Annotated in this window: 20 protein-coding genes and 1 pseudogene; 17 read left to right on the forward strand and 4 right to left on the reverse strand. The window is 32.1% G+C overall.

What is annotated here, in order from left to right:
* The first annotated feature begins 161 nt into the window (after nucleotides 1–161).
* From AC0OM3_RS23970 to AC0OM3_RS23980, 3 genes are all read left to right on the forward strand, one after another.
* On the forward strand, nucleotides 162–413 hold the full coding sequence (locus tag AC0OM3_RS23970) for a DUF3947 family protein (protein WP_000500095.1): 252 nt from the start codon (nucleotides 162–164) through the stop codon (nucleotides 411–413).
* A 137-nt stretch (nucleotides 414–550) separates the two neighbouring features.
* Entirely contained in the window at nucleotides 551–1087 is a 537-nt protein-coding gene (locus AC0OM3_RS23975) for a C1q-like domain-containing protein (protein WP_001278090.1), read from the forward strand.
* A gap of 153 nt (nucleotides 1088–1240) precedes the next feature.
* On the forward strand, nucleotides 1241–1816 hold the full coding sequence (locus AC0OM3_RS23980) for a complement C1q domain-containing protein (protein ID WP_000122944.1): 576 nt from the start codon (nucleotides 1241–1243) through the stop codon (nucleotides 1814–1816).
* Between the two features lie 693 nt (nucleotides 1817–2509).
* On the opposite strand, the gene AC0OM3_RS23985 is transcribed toward AC0OM3_RS23980, so the two are convergent.
* Entirely contained in the window at nucleotides 2510–2704 is a 195-nt protein-coding gene (locus AC0OM3_RS23985) for a hypothetical protein (protein WP_000412557.1), read from the reverse strand.
* A 265-nt stretch (nucleotides 2705–2969) separates the two neighbouring features.
* On the opposite strand from AC0OM3_RS23985, the gene AC0OM3_RS23990 reads away from it, so the two are divergent.
* The 7 genes from AC0OM3_RS23990 (at nucleotide 2970) to AC0OM3_RS24020 (ending at nucleotide 8025) form a co-directional block, all read left to right on the forward strand.
* Nucleotides 2970–3560: a hypothetical protein gene (locus tag AC0OM3_RS23990; protein WP_000392280.1), complete on the forward strand. Its 591-nt coding sequence runs from the start codon at nucleotides 2970–2972 to the stop codon at nucleotides 3558–3560.
* A 479-nt stretch (nucleotides 3561–4039) separates the two neighbouring features.
* Nucleotides 4040–5044 carry a glycoside hydrolase family 25 protein gene (locus AC0OM3_RS23995; RefSeq protein ID WP_000540657.1) on the forward strand — a complete coding sequence of 335 codons (1005 nt, stop codon included), beginning with the start codon at nucleotides 4040–4042 and terminating at the stop codon, nucleotides 5042–5044.
* 192 nt (nucleotides 5045–5236) lie between these two features.
* The gene (locus AC0OM3_RS24000) at nucleotides 5237–6088 is read left to right on the forward strand and encodes a peptidylprolyl isomerase PrsA (RefSeq protein WP_000727343.1); all 852 of its coding nucleotides are present in this window, start codon (nucleotides 5237–5239) and stop codon (nucleotides 6086–6088) included.
* 404 nt (nucleotides 6089–6492) lie between these two features.
* Nucleotides 6493–6711, forward strand: a complete 219-nt coding sequence (locus AC0OM3_RS24005) for a hypothetical protein (RefSeq protein ID WP_000864279.1) — start codon at nucleotides 6493–6495, stop codon at nucleotides 6709–6711.
* 249 nt (nucleotides 6712–6960) lie between these two features.
* Nucleotides 6961–7191, forward strand: coding sequence for a KH domain-containing protein (locus AC0OM3_RS24010; protein ID WP_000050497.1), 231 nt, complete (start codon nucleotides 6961–6963; stop codon nucleotides 7189–7191).
* 14 nt (nucleotides 7192–7205) lie between these two features.
* Entirely contained in the window at nucleotides 7206–7367 is a 162-nt protein-coding gene (locus tag AC0OM3_RS24015; protein WP_000399419.1) for a hypothetical protein, read from the forward strand.
* Nucleotides 7368–7689: 322 nt separating this feature from the next.
* Nucleotides 7690–8025, forward strand: a complete 336-nt coding sequence (locus AC0OM3_RS24020) for a YolD-like family protein (protein WP_001999741.1) — start codon at nucleotides 7690–7692, stop codon at nucleotides 8023–8025.
* 208 nt (nucleotides 8026–8233) lie between these two features.
* Here AC0OM3_RS24020 and gerPF read toward each other — a convergent pair whose 3' ends face one another.
* The gene (gerPF, locus tag AC0OM3_RS24025) at nucleotides 8234–8449 is read right to left on the reverse strand and encodes a spore germination protein GerPF (protein ID WP_001141569.1); all 216 of its coding nucleotides are present in this window, start codon (nucleotides 8447–8449) and stop codon (nucleotides 8234–8236) included.
* A gap of 208 nt (nucleotides 8450–8657) precedes the next feature.
* Between gerPF and AC0OM3_RS24030 the strand changes: the two genes are divergently transcribed.
* The 5 genes and pseudogenes from AC0OM3_RS24030 to AC0OM3_RS24050 all read left to right on the forward strand — a co-directional run bounded on the left by AC0OM3_RS24030 (nucleotide 8658) and on the right by AC0OM3_RS24050 (nucleotide 11189).
* Complete coding sequence (locus AC0OM3_RS24030; RefSeq protein ID WP_000651907.1) at nucleotides 8658–8993, forward strand: hypothetical protein; 336 nt, start codon at nucleotides 8658–8660, stop codon at nucleotides 8991–8993.
* Between the two features lie 32 nt (nucleotides 8994–9025).
* Nucleotides 9026–9219 (forward strand): annotated as a pseudogene (locus AC0OM3_RS24035) (hypothetical protein).
* A gap of 142 nt (nucleotides 9220–9361) precedes the next feature.
* Complete coding sequence (locus AC0OM3_RS24040; protein WP_000823067.1) at nucleotides 9362–10069, forward strand: SDR family oxidoreductase; 708 nt, start codon at nucleotides 9362–9364, stop codon at nucleotides 10067–10069.
* A 139-nt stretch (nucleotides 10070–10208) separates the two neighbouring features.
* On the forward strand, nucleotides 10209–10862 hold the full coding sequence (locus AC0OM3_RS24045; protein WP_001070042.1) for a DUF6944 family repetitive protein: 654 nt from the start codon (nucleotides 10209–10211) through the stop codon (nucleotides 10860–10862).
* Nucleotides 10863–10976: 114 nt separating this feature from the next.
* On the forward strand, nucleotides 10977–11189 hold the full coding sequence (locus AC0OM3_RS24050; RefSeq protein WP_000990219.1) for a YqaE/Pmp3 family membrane protein: 213 nt from the start codon (nucleotides 10977–10979) through the stop codon (nucleotides 11187–11189).
* Between the two features lie 67 nt (nucleotides 11190–11256).
* Here the strand turns inward: AC0OM3_RS24050 and AC0OM3_RS24055 are convergent, their stop codons facing one another.
* A complete protein-coding gene (locus AC0OM3_RS24055; protein WP_000777844.1) occupies nucleotides 11257–11463 on the reverse strand; it encodes a KTSC domain-containing protein in 207 nt (68 codons plus the stop codon).
* 470 nt (nucleotides 11464–11933) lie between these two features.
* On the opposite strand from AC0OM3_RS24055, the gene AC0OM3_RS24060 reads away from it, so the two are divergent.
* A complete protein-coding gene (locus tag AC0OM3_RS24060) occupies nucleotides 11934–14432 on the forward strand; it encodes a transglycosylase domain-containing protein (protein WP_001293948.1) in 2499 nt (832 codons plus the stop codon).
* 391 nt (nucleotides 14433–14823) lie between these two features.
* On the opposite strand, the gene AC0OM3_RS24065 is transcribed toward AC0OM3_RS24060, so the two are convergent.
* On the reverse strand, nucleotides 14824–15105 hold the full coding sequence (locus tag AC0OM3_RS24065) for a hypothetical protein (protein ID WP_000270088.1): 282 nt from the start codon (nucleotides 15103–15105) through the stop codon (nucleotides 14824–14826).
* Nucleotides 15106–15340: 235 nt separating this feature from the next.
* Here AC0OM3_RS24065 and AC0OM3_RS24070 point away from each other — a divergent pair, with 235 nt between their 5' ends.
* Nucleotides 15341–16486 carry an MFS transporter gene (locus AC0OM3_RS24070; RefSeq protein ID WP_000440667.1) on the forward strand — a complete coding sequence of 382 codons (1146 nt, stop codon included), beginning with the start codon at nucleotides 15341–15343 and terminating at the stop codon, nucleotides 16484–16486.
* The last annotated feature ends 3 nt before the right edge of the window (nucleotides 16487–16489 follow it).

Here is a 16489-nt window from a genome sequence, read left to right on the forward strand (position 1 = left end):
AAACAAAAAGCATCCGTTGAGGGTGCTTTTATTTGGAGAATGATATTTATATTAAAAATGTTTAAACTTAATAAAAGCTAGTGAATTAGCTTTCAGCACTCACTGAAATATAGAATCATAACATACTTTGTAATAAATTATACGGAAGTGAGTTGAAAATCATGTTTTATTCATATTTTAATTCTGAAACTGGTATGCGACCAGCGTATGGTACATCTATAACGTATAGTGGAGCACAAAGTACAGTCCAAGCTATTCAACAAGCATTGCAAATGCAACAACAATTGCAAATGCAGCAGCAAGGTGTACAACCGTATTATTCATCCGTAGAGTATTTTTACCCAGTACATCATGTTACACCGTACGGAAGTTCTTTTCTTACTATTCCATATGGAACTGTATACAACTTATAACTAATAAGGAATGAAGTGGTGTATATAAATAAGGGTGCAGGTTAATAGCGCCCTTATGAATAATAAAAATAGCTAGTCCAAACCTTATAAATCAATCTTACATAATATGTAGTAATAAGTTTGAAAGGGGAATTAGTATGTCTTGTTATTACTACTGTAAGTATTGTAAGGAGTATAAAAAGAAGCTTCATGATTGTTGTAAGAACACTAGTAAGTGCCATGATAACAAGGACAATCTTGTTAGAGCATCGGCATTTAGAGCTAGAAATACAGTAAATCAAAATGTTCCTGCTAATACTTTTGTGAAAGTGTTATTTCAAAATGAACAATTTGATTTAGCGAATGAGTATAATCCAGCAACATCTATTTTTATGCCGAAGACTAAAGGAGTATATTCTATTATTGGAACGATTGGTTTCTTTCCAAACGATCCAACTTTAAATTATAGAGCGCGTGTAGAAATTCGTGTGAATGGAAACGCAGCGATAGCTATAGATAATGACTTTTTTGGTCCAATAAGTTTTGGAAATGTAGTAAGTGTTTCGACGATTGTTCAATTGAATGCAGGGGATGAAGTTGAGATTTATGCACAAAGTAGTATAGATGGAGTTTTAAGTCCTTTAGAAGATGGTGCACATTTTGAAGCAGCAAGATTTCCTTCGCCGATTAAATAAAGTCATTAAACATTGAGTTTACAGAAGCTTAAAGGTAAATCCTCACCGAAATGGTGAGGGTTTTTTACTCTATTAAAAATAGTAACAGGTCGTCCAAGCTATTCTAATCTATATAGCATACTATATAAAAATAAGTGTAAAGGGGGACTAACTATGTCTTATTATTACTGTAAGTATTGTAAAGATTACAAAAAGGAAAGTCATGATTGTTATAGAAAAAGTAGTAAATGTGATAGGAAGTATGTAAAGGTGAAGTGTTGTGATGATAAGAAAGAGGAGCTTGTAAGGGCATCGGCATTTAGAGCTGTGAATACAGTTAATCAACCTGTTCTAGCAAATACTCCTGTTAAAGTATTATTTCAAAATGAACAATTTGATCTAGCGAATGAATATAATCCAGTAACATCCATTTTCACTCCGAAAACTAGAGGGGTATATAGTGTATTAGGAAATATAACATTTTCTCCAAATGATTTTAATGTGAATTACAGAGCTAGAGTAGAAATTCGTGTAAATGGAAATCCAGCAATAGCGATAGATAATGATTTCTTTGGAACAGGAGTATTTTTTAATAATGATGTTTCAGTAACTACTATTCTTCAATTAGAAGCAGGAGATTCAGTTGAAGTTTTTGCAGAAAGTAGTATTGCGGGCGTAATTGTACAAAATGTTAATGGTTTAAATACGGTTCACTTTGAAGCGGCAAGATTTCCTTCTCCAATTAAATAAAACAGATCATTAAATGTTTTTTAGTAGGTTTAGTTAATCCCCTTACCAAATGGTGGGGGATTATTATTGTTTTTCTAAAATATATAAGTAAACAGGTAAAGTGTAGTTTAATTTGTAGAGGCTTTAACCTTATTCAGATAATGAAAAAAATAATATGTAAATAAGTAACATGCTTCTGAAAACTCAGTGTTAGTAAGTTTACTAGTTTTTTTATAGAACAAGAAAGACGAAATACATAAAAGATCGTATCGTTACGTTTTTTCTTTACTATATAGAAATTACATATTGAACATAAACTTGTGTAGGGAATGCTAGTACACTGAAAAGAATAACATAAAGGCGATTACACTATATAAAAACAAAATCAATCCTAAGATGAGTAGTATTGGATGCAGCTTGAACATATTTGACCTCCTTGAGTACATAAAGAATTTTAATATATTGTTGGTCAATTTAGAAGGGGACGGTTACATAAAAAAGAGCATACATAATAAGTACGCTCCAAAGAAAGATAGGTTTTATGAGTGGATAATCTCCATACGATAATATATGTCCTTTTAATAAAAACGTGTAAAAAATCAATGAATTATCAATGGAATATCATAAAATGAGTAATTTTAGTCTAGGAATGCAGTCATTTTCTTTCTCAGTTATTTTAGGTAACAAAGTTGTGAAAATCGTGCATTATGCGGACTAACAACGGGATAACGATCGTACTTCAGTTACATATTTCTTAAAGTCTGGATATTGCGTGATAGTTTGACATTTTGGGGTGCATAGTTGATTAATAATAGACACATTTGTAATTACTTCGTTACAAGGACCGAAAAATGTAACTTTTAGCTTTGAATTTGGTGGGATTTTGAACACGATAGGCTTTTTTTCCATGAAATCAGCTCCTAATATTGAGTATTATAATTTAATGGATATAGAGTCGTATTAGTATAATATGAAATTTCAGTGGATTTGCTTATAATAAAGAATTTCATAGTAGTAAAAGTGCTTAAAGATGTAAAAGGGAAATTGAGAATGCGAAATAAAATGTTTAATTAATATAATCAATAAATACGAAAATAGTTAATATAACTAATACATTTTTTAATTTGTTACATATTATGTTAGTAAGAATGGTATAAGGAGGTAATATAAAGTAGTGGAAGAAAATGTACAAGCTCAGCTTTCGCCACCGTGGATCACATATTTTAATGAATTGAAAAATTCAATAGGTGCTGATCCAACTGTTACAGTTGGGCCACTTATTCCTGTTGGTGGTAATTATATTATTTTAGTGCATGCGTTAAGCAACGAAAAAGCGAGAGCATTAGCAACGCTTTTAAAATCTTTTGTACAATTTGGGAATGTAAGTGTGACAGTTATTGTAACGAATAATGAGAATGAAATTGTAAATCCATTTCCTTGTCCACTAGATGCATTTGAAATAGCTCATTTATTTCAAGTAGCACTAGAAAATAATCCTTATTTTGAACAAGTTGTGGTACAGCCTCAGTTCCCTGGCGGACCGAATGTTGTCTTTCCGGTTTTCGCTGCGGAAGTCATTCAGTTTTTCAATGACGATATTTCTAACTTATGTCAAACGTTTACAGGTGTTGCTGCCAATGTATTTCGTGATGTAATGAATGATGAGATTTGTGGTATCCCAATTCTATTTTCCACAAGTTGTGTTATGAGCAGTGAAAATCAAGAATTACAAAATACAGATTTAGCACCAAAGTTGTTTTATTAAACTGTAAAAAGACATTTTCATTAATAGAAAATGTCTTTTTTTATGCACCAATAGTGTTCAGGTTGGAAAATTGTGATTTAAAAGGAGTAAACTTCAATTAATTAAAATTTTTCTAAATCTCAAATTTCATGTAGAGGTAGTAATTTTGACTTAAGAATATATAGAAAATGAGGGATGAAATTTTTTAGTTGAAAGGAAATCGATACTGAAAGTTATAACTTAATAATATAGGGGATTTTTTCTAATATATGTAAAAATGATTGGTAGGACGAGATTACATAATAAATGAATAGTAGGGTGTATTTCGAATATTTTATGTGGCATACATGTTAAAGTTTATAGAAATATTTCTGAAAGAGAATATATTTTGAAAAACGGTAAAGATTCTTTTTACTTATATTATAGATAGCTAGTTTTAGAGAGCTGAGGCTTACAATAAAACTAGCTATGAATAGGACATTCAAAAGGAGCTGGAATGTATGGGGTATATTGTAGACATTTCAAAATGGAATGGAACTATCAATTGGGATATTGCAGCATCTCAGCTAGATTTAGTGATTGCTAGAGTTCAAGATGGCTCTAATACGGTGGATTTTATGTATCAAAATTATGTTAGTGAAATGAAAAAGCATAGTATCCCATTTGGTAATTATGCTTTTTGCCGTTTTATATCTATTGCTGATGCGAAGAAAGAGGCGCAAGATTTTTGGAATCGTGGTGATCAATCTGCTAAGTTTTGGGTAGCGGACGTAGAAGTTCAAACGATGGCAGATATGCAAGGCGGGACACAGGCATTTATTGATGAATTACGCCGTTTAGGTGCGGAAAAAGTAGGATTATATGTAGGGCATCACACGTATCTATCATTTGGAGCACGTAATATTGAAGCTGATTTCGTATGGATCCCTCGTTATGAAGGGAATAAGCCAGCATATTCATGTGATATGTGGCAATATACGGATTCAGGGAATGTTCCTGGGATTGGGAAATGTGATCTGAATCGATTAGTAGGAAATAAGTCACTTTCTTGGTTTATAGATTCCAACAAAGCAAATCAATCTAACATAGTGTATACACAGCAACCGAATGGCATTGGTATTGCAGTTTCGAAATATCCTGATGGATATGGAATAAATTTATATGAAAACCCCATGAATCCCCAATTTACAGGTACACTCACTCAGAAAATTCCATATTTAATCTTAGCAGGTTATTGGGGAGGCGGTGAGCAAGATATGATTTGTTTAGGGAACGATAAGCAGTGGGTATATTTAAAACATTTTAATGTGAAATGGTTTTATGCAACTTCAAAATATCCTGTCGGTTACGGAGTAAATTATTATGAAGAGCCTGAATGTATGAATTATAAAGGAAACATAGATGGATCGAAATCTTTTCGAGTGTGGGGTAGAGTGGGAAATGCGGTAGATATCGGGCAGAATAGTTGGATACCTGAAAAACATGTAATTATTAAGCAACTATAGAAGCTATATTTTTTTGAGAATTATATAAAGAGTCTTCTTACTATGCATAGTAAGAAGACTCTTTATATTTAAAAATGAAAATACATGATACATAGTCAACTCATATGAAATGAATTACATGTAGAAAACACACTGTTTTCACAATGACTGTGTATAGTTAATTTGCATAATGATAAAAGTGAGGTATTTGAATTGAAAAAGAAGAAAATATTTATTGGAACAATTATTTCATGCATGATGCTAGCATTATCTGCATGTGGTTCCTCAGACAACGTAGTAACATCAAAAGTAGGAAATGTTACAGAGAAAGAATTAAGTAAAGAATTACGACAACAATATGGAGAAAGTACTTTATATCAAATGATGTTAAGTAAGGCATTGTTAGATAAATATAAAGTTTCAGATGAGGAAGCAAAAAAGAAAGTAGAAGAAGCAAAAGATAAAATGGGCGAGAACTTTAAATCGACTTTAGAACAACTTGGGTTGAAAAATGAAGATGAATTAAAAGAAAAAATGAAGCCAGAAATTGCATTTGAGAAAGCGATTAAAGCAACAGTTACAGATAAAGATGTGAAAGATAACTATAAACCAGAAATGAAAGTAAGTCACATTTTAGTGAAAGATGAAAAAACGGCTAAAGAAATAAAGGAGAAAGTAAATAATGGTGAAGATTTTGCTGCCTTAGCAAAACAGTATTCAGAAGATACTGGTTCAAAGGAACAGGGCGGGGAAATATCTAGTTTTGCTCCTGGGCAAACAGTGAAAGAATTTGAGGAAGCTGCGTATAAATTAGATGCAGGCCAAGTAAGTGAGCCGGTTAAAACAACTTACGGTTACCATATTATTAAAGTGACGGATAAAAAAGAATTGAAGCCATTTGATGAAGTAAAGGATAAAATTCGTAAAGATATAGAACAACAAAGACTACAAGATACGACAGGTAAATGGAAACAACAAGTAGTCAATGATTTATTGAAAGATGCTGATATTAAAGTGAATAATAAAGAATTTAAAGATACATTTAAATTTCTAGAAAAGAAATAATGACTGTAATCATAATTAGAAAAGGGAACTCATATAGAGTTCCCTTTTTCTAATTAGTGTGTGAGTTATAAATAGATAGTAAGACAATACAATATTACATTTAAATATTAAGAATTACAATGGGAAATTATGGATTATAATTATTTCAACGAAAGTGAATATTCTAAGGTTTTCATTATGCAAGTTTATTACATATATTTACTCTTTAATAATGGATATCGAACATAATTTAAAAAATAATACATATAATGTTTTTGAATAAATATTTAACATGGATAATTAGTAAAAAGCTGAGCATTCGATTGGAAAGGATGTTCTTTTTCATATGAAAATTTTAGGATAAAGAATGAATTGTTTTAAACGCGTCATTTACCACATCAATAAATTAAGGTGGTGGAGAATATATGAAAGTAATCTTTCAAGGAGAGGGCGGCGCGAAAATTTTTGAGTCATATGATGAAAATGTAAGTGATTTATTAGCTATATTAAAAGAAACGAAAGGGATTAAAATCGGGATGGTTGAGTATAAAGTGTTAAAGTACGAACTTAATTATTTTCGTCATCCGAAAAAAGCGGATACAGAGAGAGAGTTACATATAATAGTACAACCTAAGTATATGTAATAAAATATAATAATAAAAATCATTGATTCAGTTTTGTAAAGTTCCATAGAGTATGTAAGAAAAGAGAGTGTTGTAAATGCTCTCTTTTCTTATGCTTTGTGAGTTCGTTCATCATAGTATATGTTTTCAGTTATAGATGGTTAATAAACGATAAAAATTTAAAACTTTTTCGTTTAGGCAGGGATTTTATATTTGAGTAAATAAATATACTATGAAGTATTTTTTATACGAATACTGGAGGAGTATAAAATGAGTTTAGCAAGTTACATAGGCTGTAATATAGAAATTCCGTTAACGGATCCGGATTCTAATAATCTAATTGTTTTTGGACCGTGTTTTTCAGATGAAAGTATGCTTGAAATTGTACAAGATTATCAATTCCAAACAAATTACACGTATGAGGTTTCAACTAGTTGGGGAATTGAACTTGTCGAGTGGCAAAATGTAAAGGAAAAAAAGAAGCGAAAGAAAAACTTTTAACTTTATGCAAGATTATGGAAGGTTATTTGGAAGATGGAGACTATTTCGAATTATGTAGTTGTTGGGTTGGTGATGAAGATAAGGAACGAGTAGGGGAATTGAACTTAAAAATAAATCATTTTAATATAGATGAATTATGTATTCCAGAAAGAACATTAGTTAGGATAGAAAAATAAGCTTTGAAATATTTTTTAGAAAAAGGCGATTTCACTTTGGGTGAAGTCGCCTTTTAGTTGTTATATGCATGTTATATAAGAAATGAGAAGTTTATTTGATAAAGGAAAAAAGTATGGAGATAAATAAAATTATGTTTTTTGTTAAGAAATAATAAGTATGGCTCTTCTCAAGAGAACGTAAGTTCGTGTATAATAAGAACGAATGTTCTTTTAAGAGGTAACCTAATTATAGTTTAGAAGTAAATCCGAGTTTAGTGAGTATTAAAAATAACTAAGGGATAGTATGGCTAAATAAATGTATAAATGATCAAGGAGATAAAAAATGAACGATGTAAAGATACAAAAAGAAGAAAGAGAGTGGGTTCCGTTTACAGTAATGTCCGAACAACTTTTAAATATGAGAAAGATTATTGGAGAGAAATTAAAAGTACAAAAACCGCTTTTAACAAATGAAGCAAAAGAGAGAATTTCTGATAAATTATTAACGTCATTATTGTCTGAGAAAGAAATATTGGTAACATATTTTGAAGATGGTTACATACTAACAAGCTACATGACTGTTGTACATATCAATCCGGTAAAACAAATTGTAATTTGTACAGACGCCTTTTATAAAACTTACGTATTTAACGCTATGGATATTATTGAAATAACGTAAAAGAAGCTGAATATTAAATGGCAGCTTCTTTTATTTCTGATTTATGAGACAAATAATACAAGAAAAAGCAGCTAGCTTCGTGCTAGCTGCTGAGCCCCAGGGAAAGGGAGAAAAAGATAGGGTACTCCAAAATCAACAAGAGCTGTCAAACAGCCTGATTATAGTATAGACAAATTAAAATTTTCTATACAGAAAGTTGAACATAAGATTAGGCTGTACCCACTTGGTTTTGATCTGCAAGGTCAGAATCAAATGTATTGGTCGCGCTAACACCGCTAAAAGTATTAACAACAAAACCAACGTTTGATGCGCCGGAACCATTATAAGCTTTCGTATTTTCTTTCGGAGATACGTTGTAGAAATCACCTAAGTTAAATGATCCATTGCTATTTTGTACAACTAAATTTCCTACAACTGAGGGCATAATTTTCACCTGCTTTATAATAAGTTGTTAACATTACTATATGGAGTTATAGTCCAGATGGTTCATACAATAAAAATTGTGGAATAGTAAAACGTTTGGAGCGTGGATTTCAATAAAAGTGTGTTAAAATTAATATAATAAAGTTGAGTATTTTTTTTTAAAAATTTTGTATAATTGATATATATGAAAATAAAGGAGGCAAAATGTAATGAAAGATATTATGAAAAAAGTTGATTTAACAGATGCCAAATCAAGTAATCTTGTTGCATTAATTTATAGTAATGAAGTTATATTAGTTGAAGACGCATTTTGTCCAAATGAAATAAAATTAAAGTTTAATGAAATTGCAATTTTATCTGCAATTAAAACAGCTCATATTGCGAAAGTGTCTATTAGGAAAGAACTTGAAGCGCTTTTTCATGACACGGGTGTTATATTAGTGAAACAAAATGTTGATTATGGCAGTAGCCAATCTATTACCATGCATTTTGAGCAATTTAAAAAATTGCAAGATGAGATTGAACATTTAAATAAAAGTATGTAATAAAGCAGCTAAATAAAGGTTCTATCATAAAGGTGGAATGTGTTGTATTGAAAAAGTGGTTTAAAAATTATTTGGGTGAATCGCATTGTAAACATAAATATATTTTTATTAAGAGGCAGGATAATGAGGATTTTAAAAAAGGATTTACCAGTGTGAGAAATGTGAAAAAGAGAAGTTGAAATGTAAAAACAATAATGAAATAAACAATGAATTTTTAGATATATAGCAAAAAGTAACCATGATGGTTACTTTTTTTGCTTATGTATGCAATATCAAAACCATTACTAAAGTATGAGTTGAGTTGATACTATAGTAAATCGCTGAATAAAAATGAAGAGAGTAAGATATAGGGAAGGAGGATGAGAGAAATGAAGCGAAAAGAAATTAGTAAATCTGTAATTATTACAGGTGTGACACAAGGGTTAGGACGTGCGATGGTTGATCGATTTCATGAATTAGGGTGGAACATATATGGTTGTGGACGTTCAAAAAATAAAATTGAAGAACTAAAAAAACAGCACAGTAAAATACATGATTTCCAAGTAATTGATGTTTCAGATTCTCAGCAAGTTAATAACTGGGCAAATTATATACTTAATAGACATACGGCTCCCGATCTGATAATAAATAATGCATCGATTGTAAATCAAAATGCACAACTTTGGAAAATTACGGCTCAAGAATTCGAAAATGTAATGAATGTAAACGTGAATGGTGTAGTAAATGTAATAAGAGCGTTTGTTCCCGCAATGGTATCTAGGAAAGAAGGAATTATCATTAATATGAGTTCTAGTTGGGGGAGAGAAGGTGAAGCTGAGCTTGCGCCATATTGTGCCTCGAAATTTGCAATTGAAGGTATCACTAAATCTATGGCCCTGGAATTACCCCATGGCATGGCTGTAGTTGCTTTAGATCCTGGAGGGAGTATTAGTACTCCAATGCTGAAGTCATGTGCGCCACAATATATAAATGAATCGCCTACACCTGAAACTTGGTCACATAAAGCAATTGAATATATATTGAATATAACAATAGATAAAAATGGAGATTCATTGACATGCCCAGCATGCATATAAAAAGCACCTTTAAGGTGCTTTTTATATTAGTAGCACATTATATCATTCACAAAATTACATCTGAAAAATAAAATAAAAGATTAAGGGTGAGATTTGTTTGTTTTGAAAGCTTTAGAAAATATTTGAATAGGTGATAAAAATGAATCCAAGCAGTTTAAAAGTGACAGGGGCATGGTTTCAAGTAGGGGGGAATCTTACAGCTGCTATTGGAACGACAAGAGGATTTATTGGAGAAGAGAAAGTTGAATCGGAACTTGTTATTGTAGGAAGCTCATTACAAGCCCTCGGGTATATATTACAAATCATTGCGAGCAATTATGATGATGGGGAAGAAAAAAGAGAGAATCAAAGTAAATTACTTGATCAAATAGGAATTGAGTTATTAGCATTAGGAAATATATCAAATGTAATAGGAATATATTTTAATATAAATGAACAATTGAAAGAAAATGATTATCTTATCATTACAGGGAACAGTTTACAATCGATTGGTGCTTTTCTAGGAGTAGAAGCAGCTTTGGTGGATATAAATGTATTACAGAAAATTATTATACTGGGTAACTCCATGCAAAGTTTAGGAGCTGGATTACAAGCGTATCAAGGTGTTTTAAATGTATTGAAAGATGAGAAAGAAAATAAAGATAGTATTTTTGATAAGAAGGATGAGAGAATCATTGCACTCATTGGTATTTGGATACAAGCGACAGGAACGTTAATTTCCGCAATTGGAATAACTGCAATAGAGGAAGAAAATAGGCTAGAAAACAATGAAAAGTCTGAAATACTTATATAAATAGAAGGAGATACATTGATTTTAGAGGCAGGTTAAGATTAAAATGGTAGTAGGTTTTTTTGCGTATATTTTGAAAAGTGATATATAAAATACAAAATAAGGAGTTTTCAAGGGATGATGTATTTATTAGCAATTTTTCTTCCACCTGTTGCTGTATTATTTTGTGGAAAACCAATTCAGGCAATCATAAATTTCATATTAACATTAATATTTTGGGTTCCAGGGGTTATACATGCAATTCTTGTAGTGCATGATAAAAAAGCTGATCGGCGTTTGAAAAAACAAATTCAAGCATATGATGAAATTAATAAGAGGAATCGAAGATAATTCATCTGCAAAATGTTTTTAAAAGAAAGGAGGGTTAACCTCCTTTCTTTTTTAGTGGGTGTTAAGTTTAAATTTTTGTGTGGCGGAAAGAATTTTTAATGTAAGTATTATGATAATAACTTTTAGATTGTGCATGTAATAGGCCAGTATAAATGCTTTCTGGTACATTAAAGAAATCATACATACCATTCTTTAATTGGATTCGCAAAATCATAGAAAAAGGATTATAACCAACAGCAACTATATTTTTTGAGGTAACCGGAGATAGCTTCATTATTATGCAACTCCTTATTTTTCATTTTTAATAATTCTTTGTAGGCAACGGTATTGTGGTGTTGAAATCTTTATAATTAAAGAGGTATTATACTTATATGCAATATATTAAATATTTGTTATACGTAATTATAAGGAAGTTCACACGAAGTACATATCGTTGTGCTATTTTTATTTCACCTTTGATTTATAAATAAGAAAATATTGACCATTTGAAAAAAAAGGTATATTATTTATACGAGGTATTAAAAATTCACTTTTTACATTCTATGCTTAGAGGGGCAGCGTTATTAGGAAAAATAGAAGTGAAAATAGTTTGTATAAGAAGTATTCTAAAATTTATAATCTGTGAATTAGGAAAATATTGAATGCTCCAGGTCAATATACTTTCTTAATCAAATTCATTTTAGAAGGTGACCTCAATATTTTTAAGTAAATCAACGGGAGAATTGAAAGGCAGGAGAAAGTAACATGTCAGAAAATTATCGTTCTCGAGAGGAACGACGACAAGTTAAAAAGAAAAAACAGCCAGCTTCTAAAACACAAAAACCAAAAGGTAAAACATCATTCTTTCGCAAGTTTTTAATTACTTGTTTATTACTTGGTATTGTTGGTTTAGTGGCGGGGGTTGCTACCTTTTTCGTAATGATTAAGGACGCACCAAAACTGGAAAAAGCAAAACTTGTTAATCCGTTATCCTCAAAAATTTATGATAAAAACGGGGATTTGGTATATGAATATGGAAAAGAAAAAAGGACGAATGTTACGTATGATCAAATACCTAAATTAGTAGAAAATGCATTTTTAGCGACAGAAGATTCACGTTTTTATGAGCATAGCGGAGTAGACTTTAAAGGTACTGCCCGTGCTGTTTTAGTGAGTCTTAAAGGAGATTATGGCTCTCAAGGTGGAAGTACGATAACGCAGCAAGTTATTAAAAACTACTTCTTATCAATGGATAAAACACCAAAGCGTAAGGCGCAAGAAATATATCTAGCTTATAAACTAGAACAACAGTATTCAAAACATGAAATATTAGAGATGTACTTAAATAAAATTAACTTAGGTAATCGTTCATATGGTATCGCAACAGCAGCACAAAACTACTATGGTAAAGAATTGAAGGACTTAACATTACCAGAAGTTGCGATGCTTGCAGGTTTACCGAAAGCACCGAATAACTATGATCCAACGAAAAAAGAAAATGTTCAAAAAGCAACAGAAAGAAGAAATGTTGTTCTAAGTTTAATGAACCGACATGGATATATAACAAAACAGGAAATGGAAGAAGCATCAAAAGTTGACGTAGAAAAGGGGCTTAAGCCTGCAGCTCAACTACAAACAATGCCATACCCTGCATTTATGGATGCAGTTGTGAAAGAAGTAGAAAAAGAATTACCAGATGCTAATATCGGTTCTGACGGTTTAGAAATTTATACAACGTTAGATCCGAAAGCACAGAAACTTGCTGATAATATTTTAAATAATAATATCATTGATTATCCGAACGATAAATTCCAAGGTGCATTCACATTTATGGATACGAAAACAGGAGAAGTTCGTGCTATAGGTAGTGGCCGTGGAGAAAATAAAGCTGTATTTAAAGGGCATAATATGGCAATTGAATTAGATCGTGCAGCTGGTTCAACGATGAAGCCGATTTTCGATTACGCTCCTGCAATTGAATATTTAAAATGGGCTACGTACCATCAAATTGATGACTCTCCATTTAAGTATTCAACGGGTCAAGAAGTTCGAAATGCAGATAGAAGTCATATGGGCCCTATTACAATGCGTGTAGCATTAGAAAAGTCACGAAATATCCCAGCAATTAAGACTGCGAAAGAAGTGGGAATTAATAAATCAAAAGACTTCTCTGAGAAATTAGGAATTACATTTAATGCAGCACCGACTGAATCAACAGCGATTGGTACAAATGAAGTATCACCAACTGAAATAGCGGGCGCTTATGCGGCATTTGGTAATGAGGGTAAATATACGAAACCGCATTTTGTTAAGAAAGTCGTTTATCCAGATGGTAAGTCACAAAGTTTTGGACAAAAACCAAAACAAGTTATGGCAGACTCTACAGCATATATGATTACAGATATGCTTCGTTCTGTAGTTACATCAGGTACTGGTACAGCTGCAAATATAGCATCTTTAGATGTAGCTGGTAAAACGGGTACGACAAACTACTCATCAAAACAATTAGCTCAATATAAAATTCCAGAAAGTGCAACTCGTGATAGTTGGTTTGCTGGATATACACCGCAATATACGATGGCAGTATGGACTGGGTATATGAAAGATGGCAAAGACGAGTATATTAGTAGTAAAAATACGAAAATTGCACAGTTGATTTTTAAAGAAATGATGAGTGAAATGGCTACAGATAAATCACGCTTTAAAATGCCAAGTAGCGTTATTCAAGAAGGTAGTGAGCTACGTATAAAAGGTGAAAAACGTGATTCATCGCCAAATACTAGCGTACCGGATACAACGGAGCAACCAAAACAAGATCAACAGCAAAAAACTGAAGAAGAGAAAAAGCAAGAAGAATTAAAGAAACAAGAAGAACTGAAAAAACAAGAAGAACAAAAGAAACAAGAGGAACTTAAGAAGCAAGAAGAACAAAAGAAACTAGAAGAGCAAAAGAAACAAGAAGAAGAAAAGAAACAAAATGAACAAAATAACGGAAATGGTCAAGGAACGACACCTCCAGCGAATAACGGAGGAGGCCAAGGAACGACACCTCCAGCGAATAACGGAGGAGGCCAAGGAACGACACCTCCAGCAAATAACGGAGGAGGCCAAGGAACGACACCTCCAGCAAATAACGGAGGAGGTCAAGGAACGACACCTCCAGCGAATAATAATGGAGGTCAAGGAACTCCAACCCCACCTGCAACAGTACAACCAAATAATGGTGGAAATGCAGGAGAGGTTCCTGCCAATAATGGACAATAAGAAAAATTTATAGAAAAGTTTTCAAAAAGCACTTAAGATTTGTGGAAATTTACAATCTTAAGTGCTTTTTTCATTTTGCTACAGAAAATGTAATGTTAAGGGCTGGATAGAAGAAAAAGAGTGAATTAACGTAAAGAGAGAAAAGTCTACTTGCAAATGATGGTATGTGTTGGTTATCCTGCAAAGGGACTAACTATGATGAATCATATAAAGTATTAAATAAGTAAAAATTATATTCAAATCTTTAATAAATGTCTTTCTTTAACGGTTACTTTAGTTTGAAAAACAATTAAAAAGTCGAATTTCTTATTTAAGGAATTCGACTTTGTTATGTTAAAACTGGATTAAAGGTTCGCCTTATTAAAATGTAGGGGTAATACAGTGAAAGCTATTAAATGTTAAACGTACCATGAAAATTTTGAAAAAAAATTGAAGGGAAATGATAAAAGACTTGAGTCGGAGGTAGTGGAGGATAACTATGGCTATGAATGGGAGTACTACTGGGGTGTGTACCATGATGCCAAAATGATGGGGTAACTTGACCGGGAATTTGATATTGCTGCCAAGTTGCGGGAAGTTCAATTCCTACATCGGAGCTAGCTGTATGAACTGCAGGAACATGTATCCCAGGAGTCGAAGGAACTACGGCAGTTACTCTTAATAATACCCACATAAAATATTCACTCCTAAGTTGTGTTAATAAATTAGTATATTCTTTTCACACGTATAAAGGTACATATATAGGACTTTCGTTTAAAATATGCGTACAAAGTCTTAAGACTAATGTAAGCTGATGGTGGACTATTTAATATGAAAAGATACGTCTATTTGAGGAGGGAAAAGAGATAAAAAAAATATACAATGAGGGTGTTAATCGTAATATTTTACGAGTGTATGGAGGTATTTTTATGGAACGATTATGGACGAAATCATTTATTCAAATGACTTTCGCAATGTTATTTTTATTTACAGGATTTTATTTACTTGTTCCAACGCTCCCGCTCTTTATTAAAGAGATAGGCGGCAATGAATCGCAAGTTGGACTTATGATGGGGATGTTTACAATAGCTGCTGTTGTAATACGACCGATTATTGGAGGAATGTTAGATCAATATGGTAGAAGATCCTTTATTATTTTCGGACTCATCTTTTTTGGCTTAACGATGTACTCCTATAATATAGCATCGACTATTGTCCTTTTAGTTGTTTTACGTGTTATTCACGGAGTAACATGGGCTGTTTCTACAACAGCTGTTGGAACAGCAATAACGGATATTATTCCAGATTCACGCCGCGGTGAAGGTATGGGTTGGTATGGGATGGCGATGACAATTGCAATGGCGATTGGACCTATGATTGGATTATGGGTTGTGCAAAATTATTCATTTGATGGTCTATTTTTATTAGCGACGTTGTTATCTTTTATGGCAGTTGTATTATCATTAATAACGAAGATCCCATTTACGCCACAAAAAGAAAAAGGGAAAATTCAGCTATTTGAGAAATCCGTATTAACAATCACGATTGTAGTATTCTTTTTATCGTTTGCATATGGAGGAATAACAACCTTTTTACCGTTATTTGCATCATCAATTCATGTAAACCCGGGAACTTTCTTTCTTGTATATGCAATTGCATTAACAATTGTAAGACCAATTTCAGGGAAACTATTAGATAAGTATGGAGAAGTATTCATCATACTTCCAGCATTATGTATTACTATTTTAGCTATAGTTGTTTTAACTATCTCAAATGGTTTGATAGGTGTAATTATCGCAGCAACATTATACGGTATTGGATTTGGTTCAGCGCAGCCAGCTTTGCAAGCGGCAATGCTTACAATTGTCGATCCGAGTAAAAGAGGAGTTGCAAATGCTTCATTTTTTACAGCGTTTGATTTAGGAATCGGGTTAGGTGCTATTTTACTTGGAGTTGTTTCACAAATGTTTGGTTATCGTATTTTATTTTCAGGGAGTGCAATTTCAGCATTGATAGCCTTAATTATTTTCGTCTTCTTTGTAAAACAACGATTAGGAAAAAAAGAGTTTGCGTAAACT

It is taken from the genome of Bacillus sp. FAU20 (assembly GCF_056033865.1).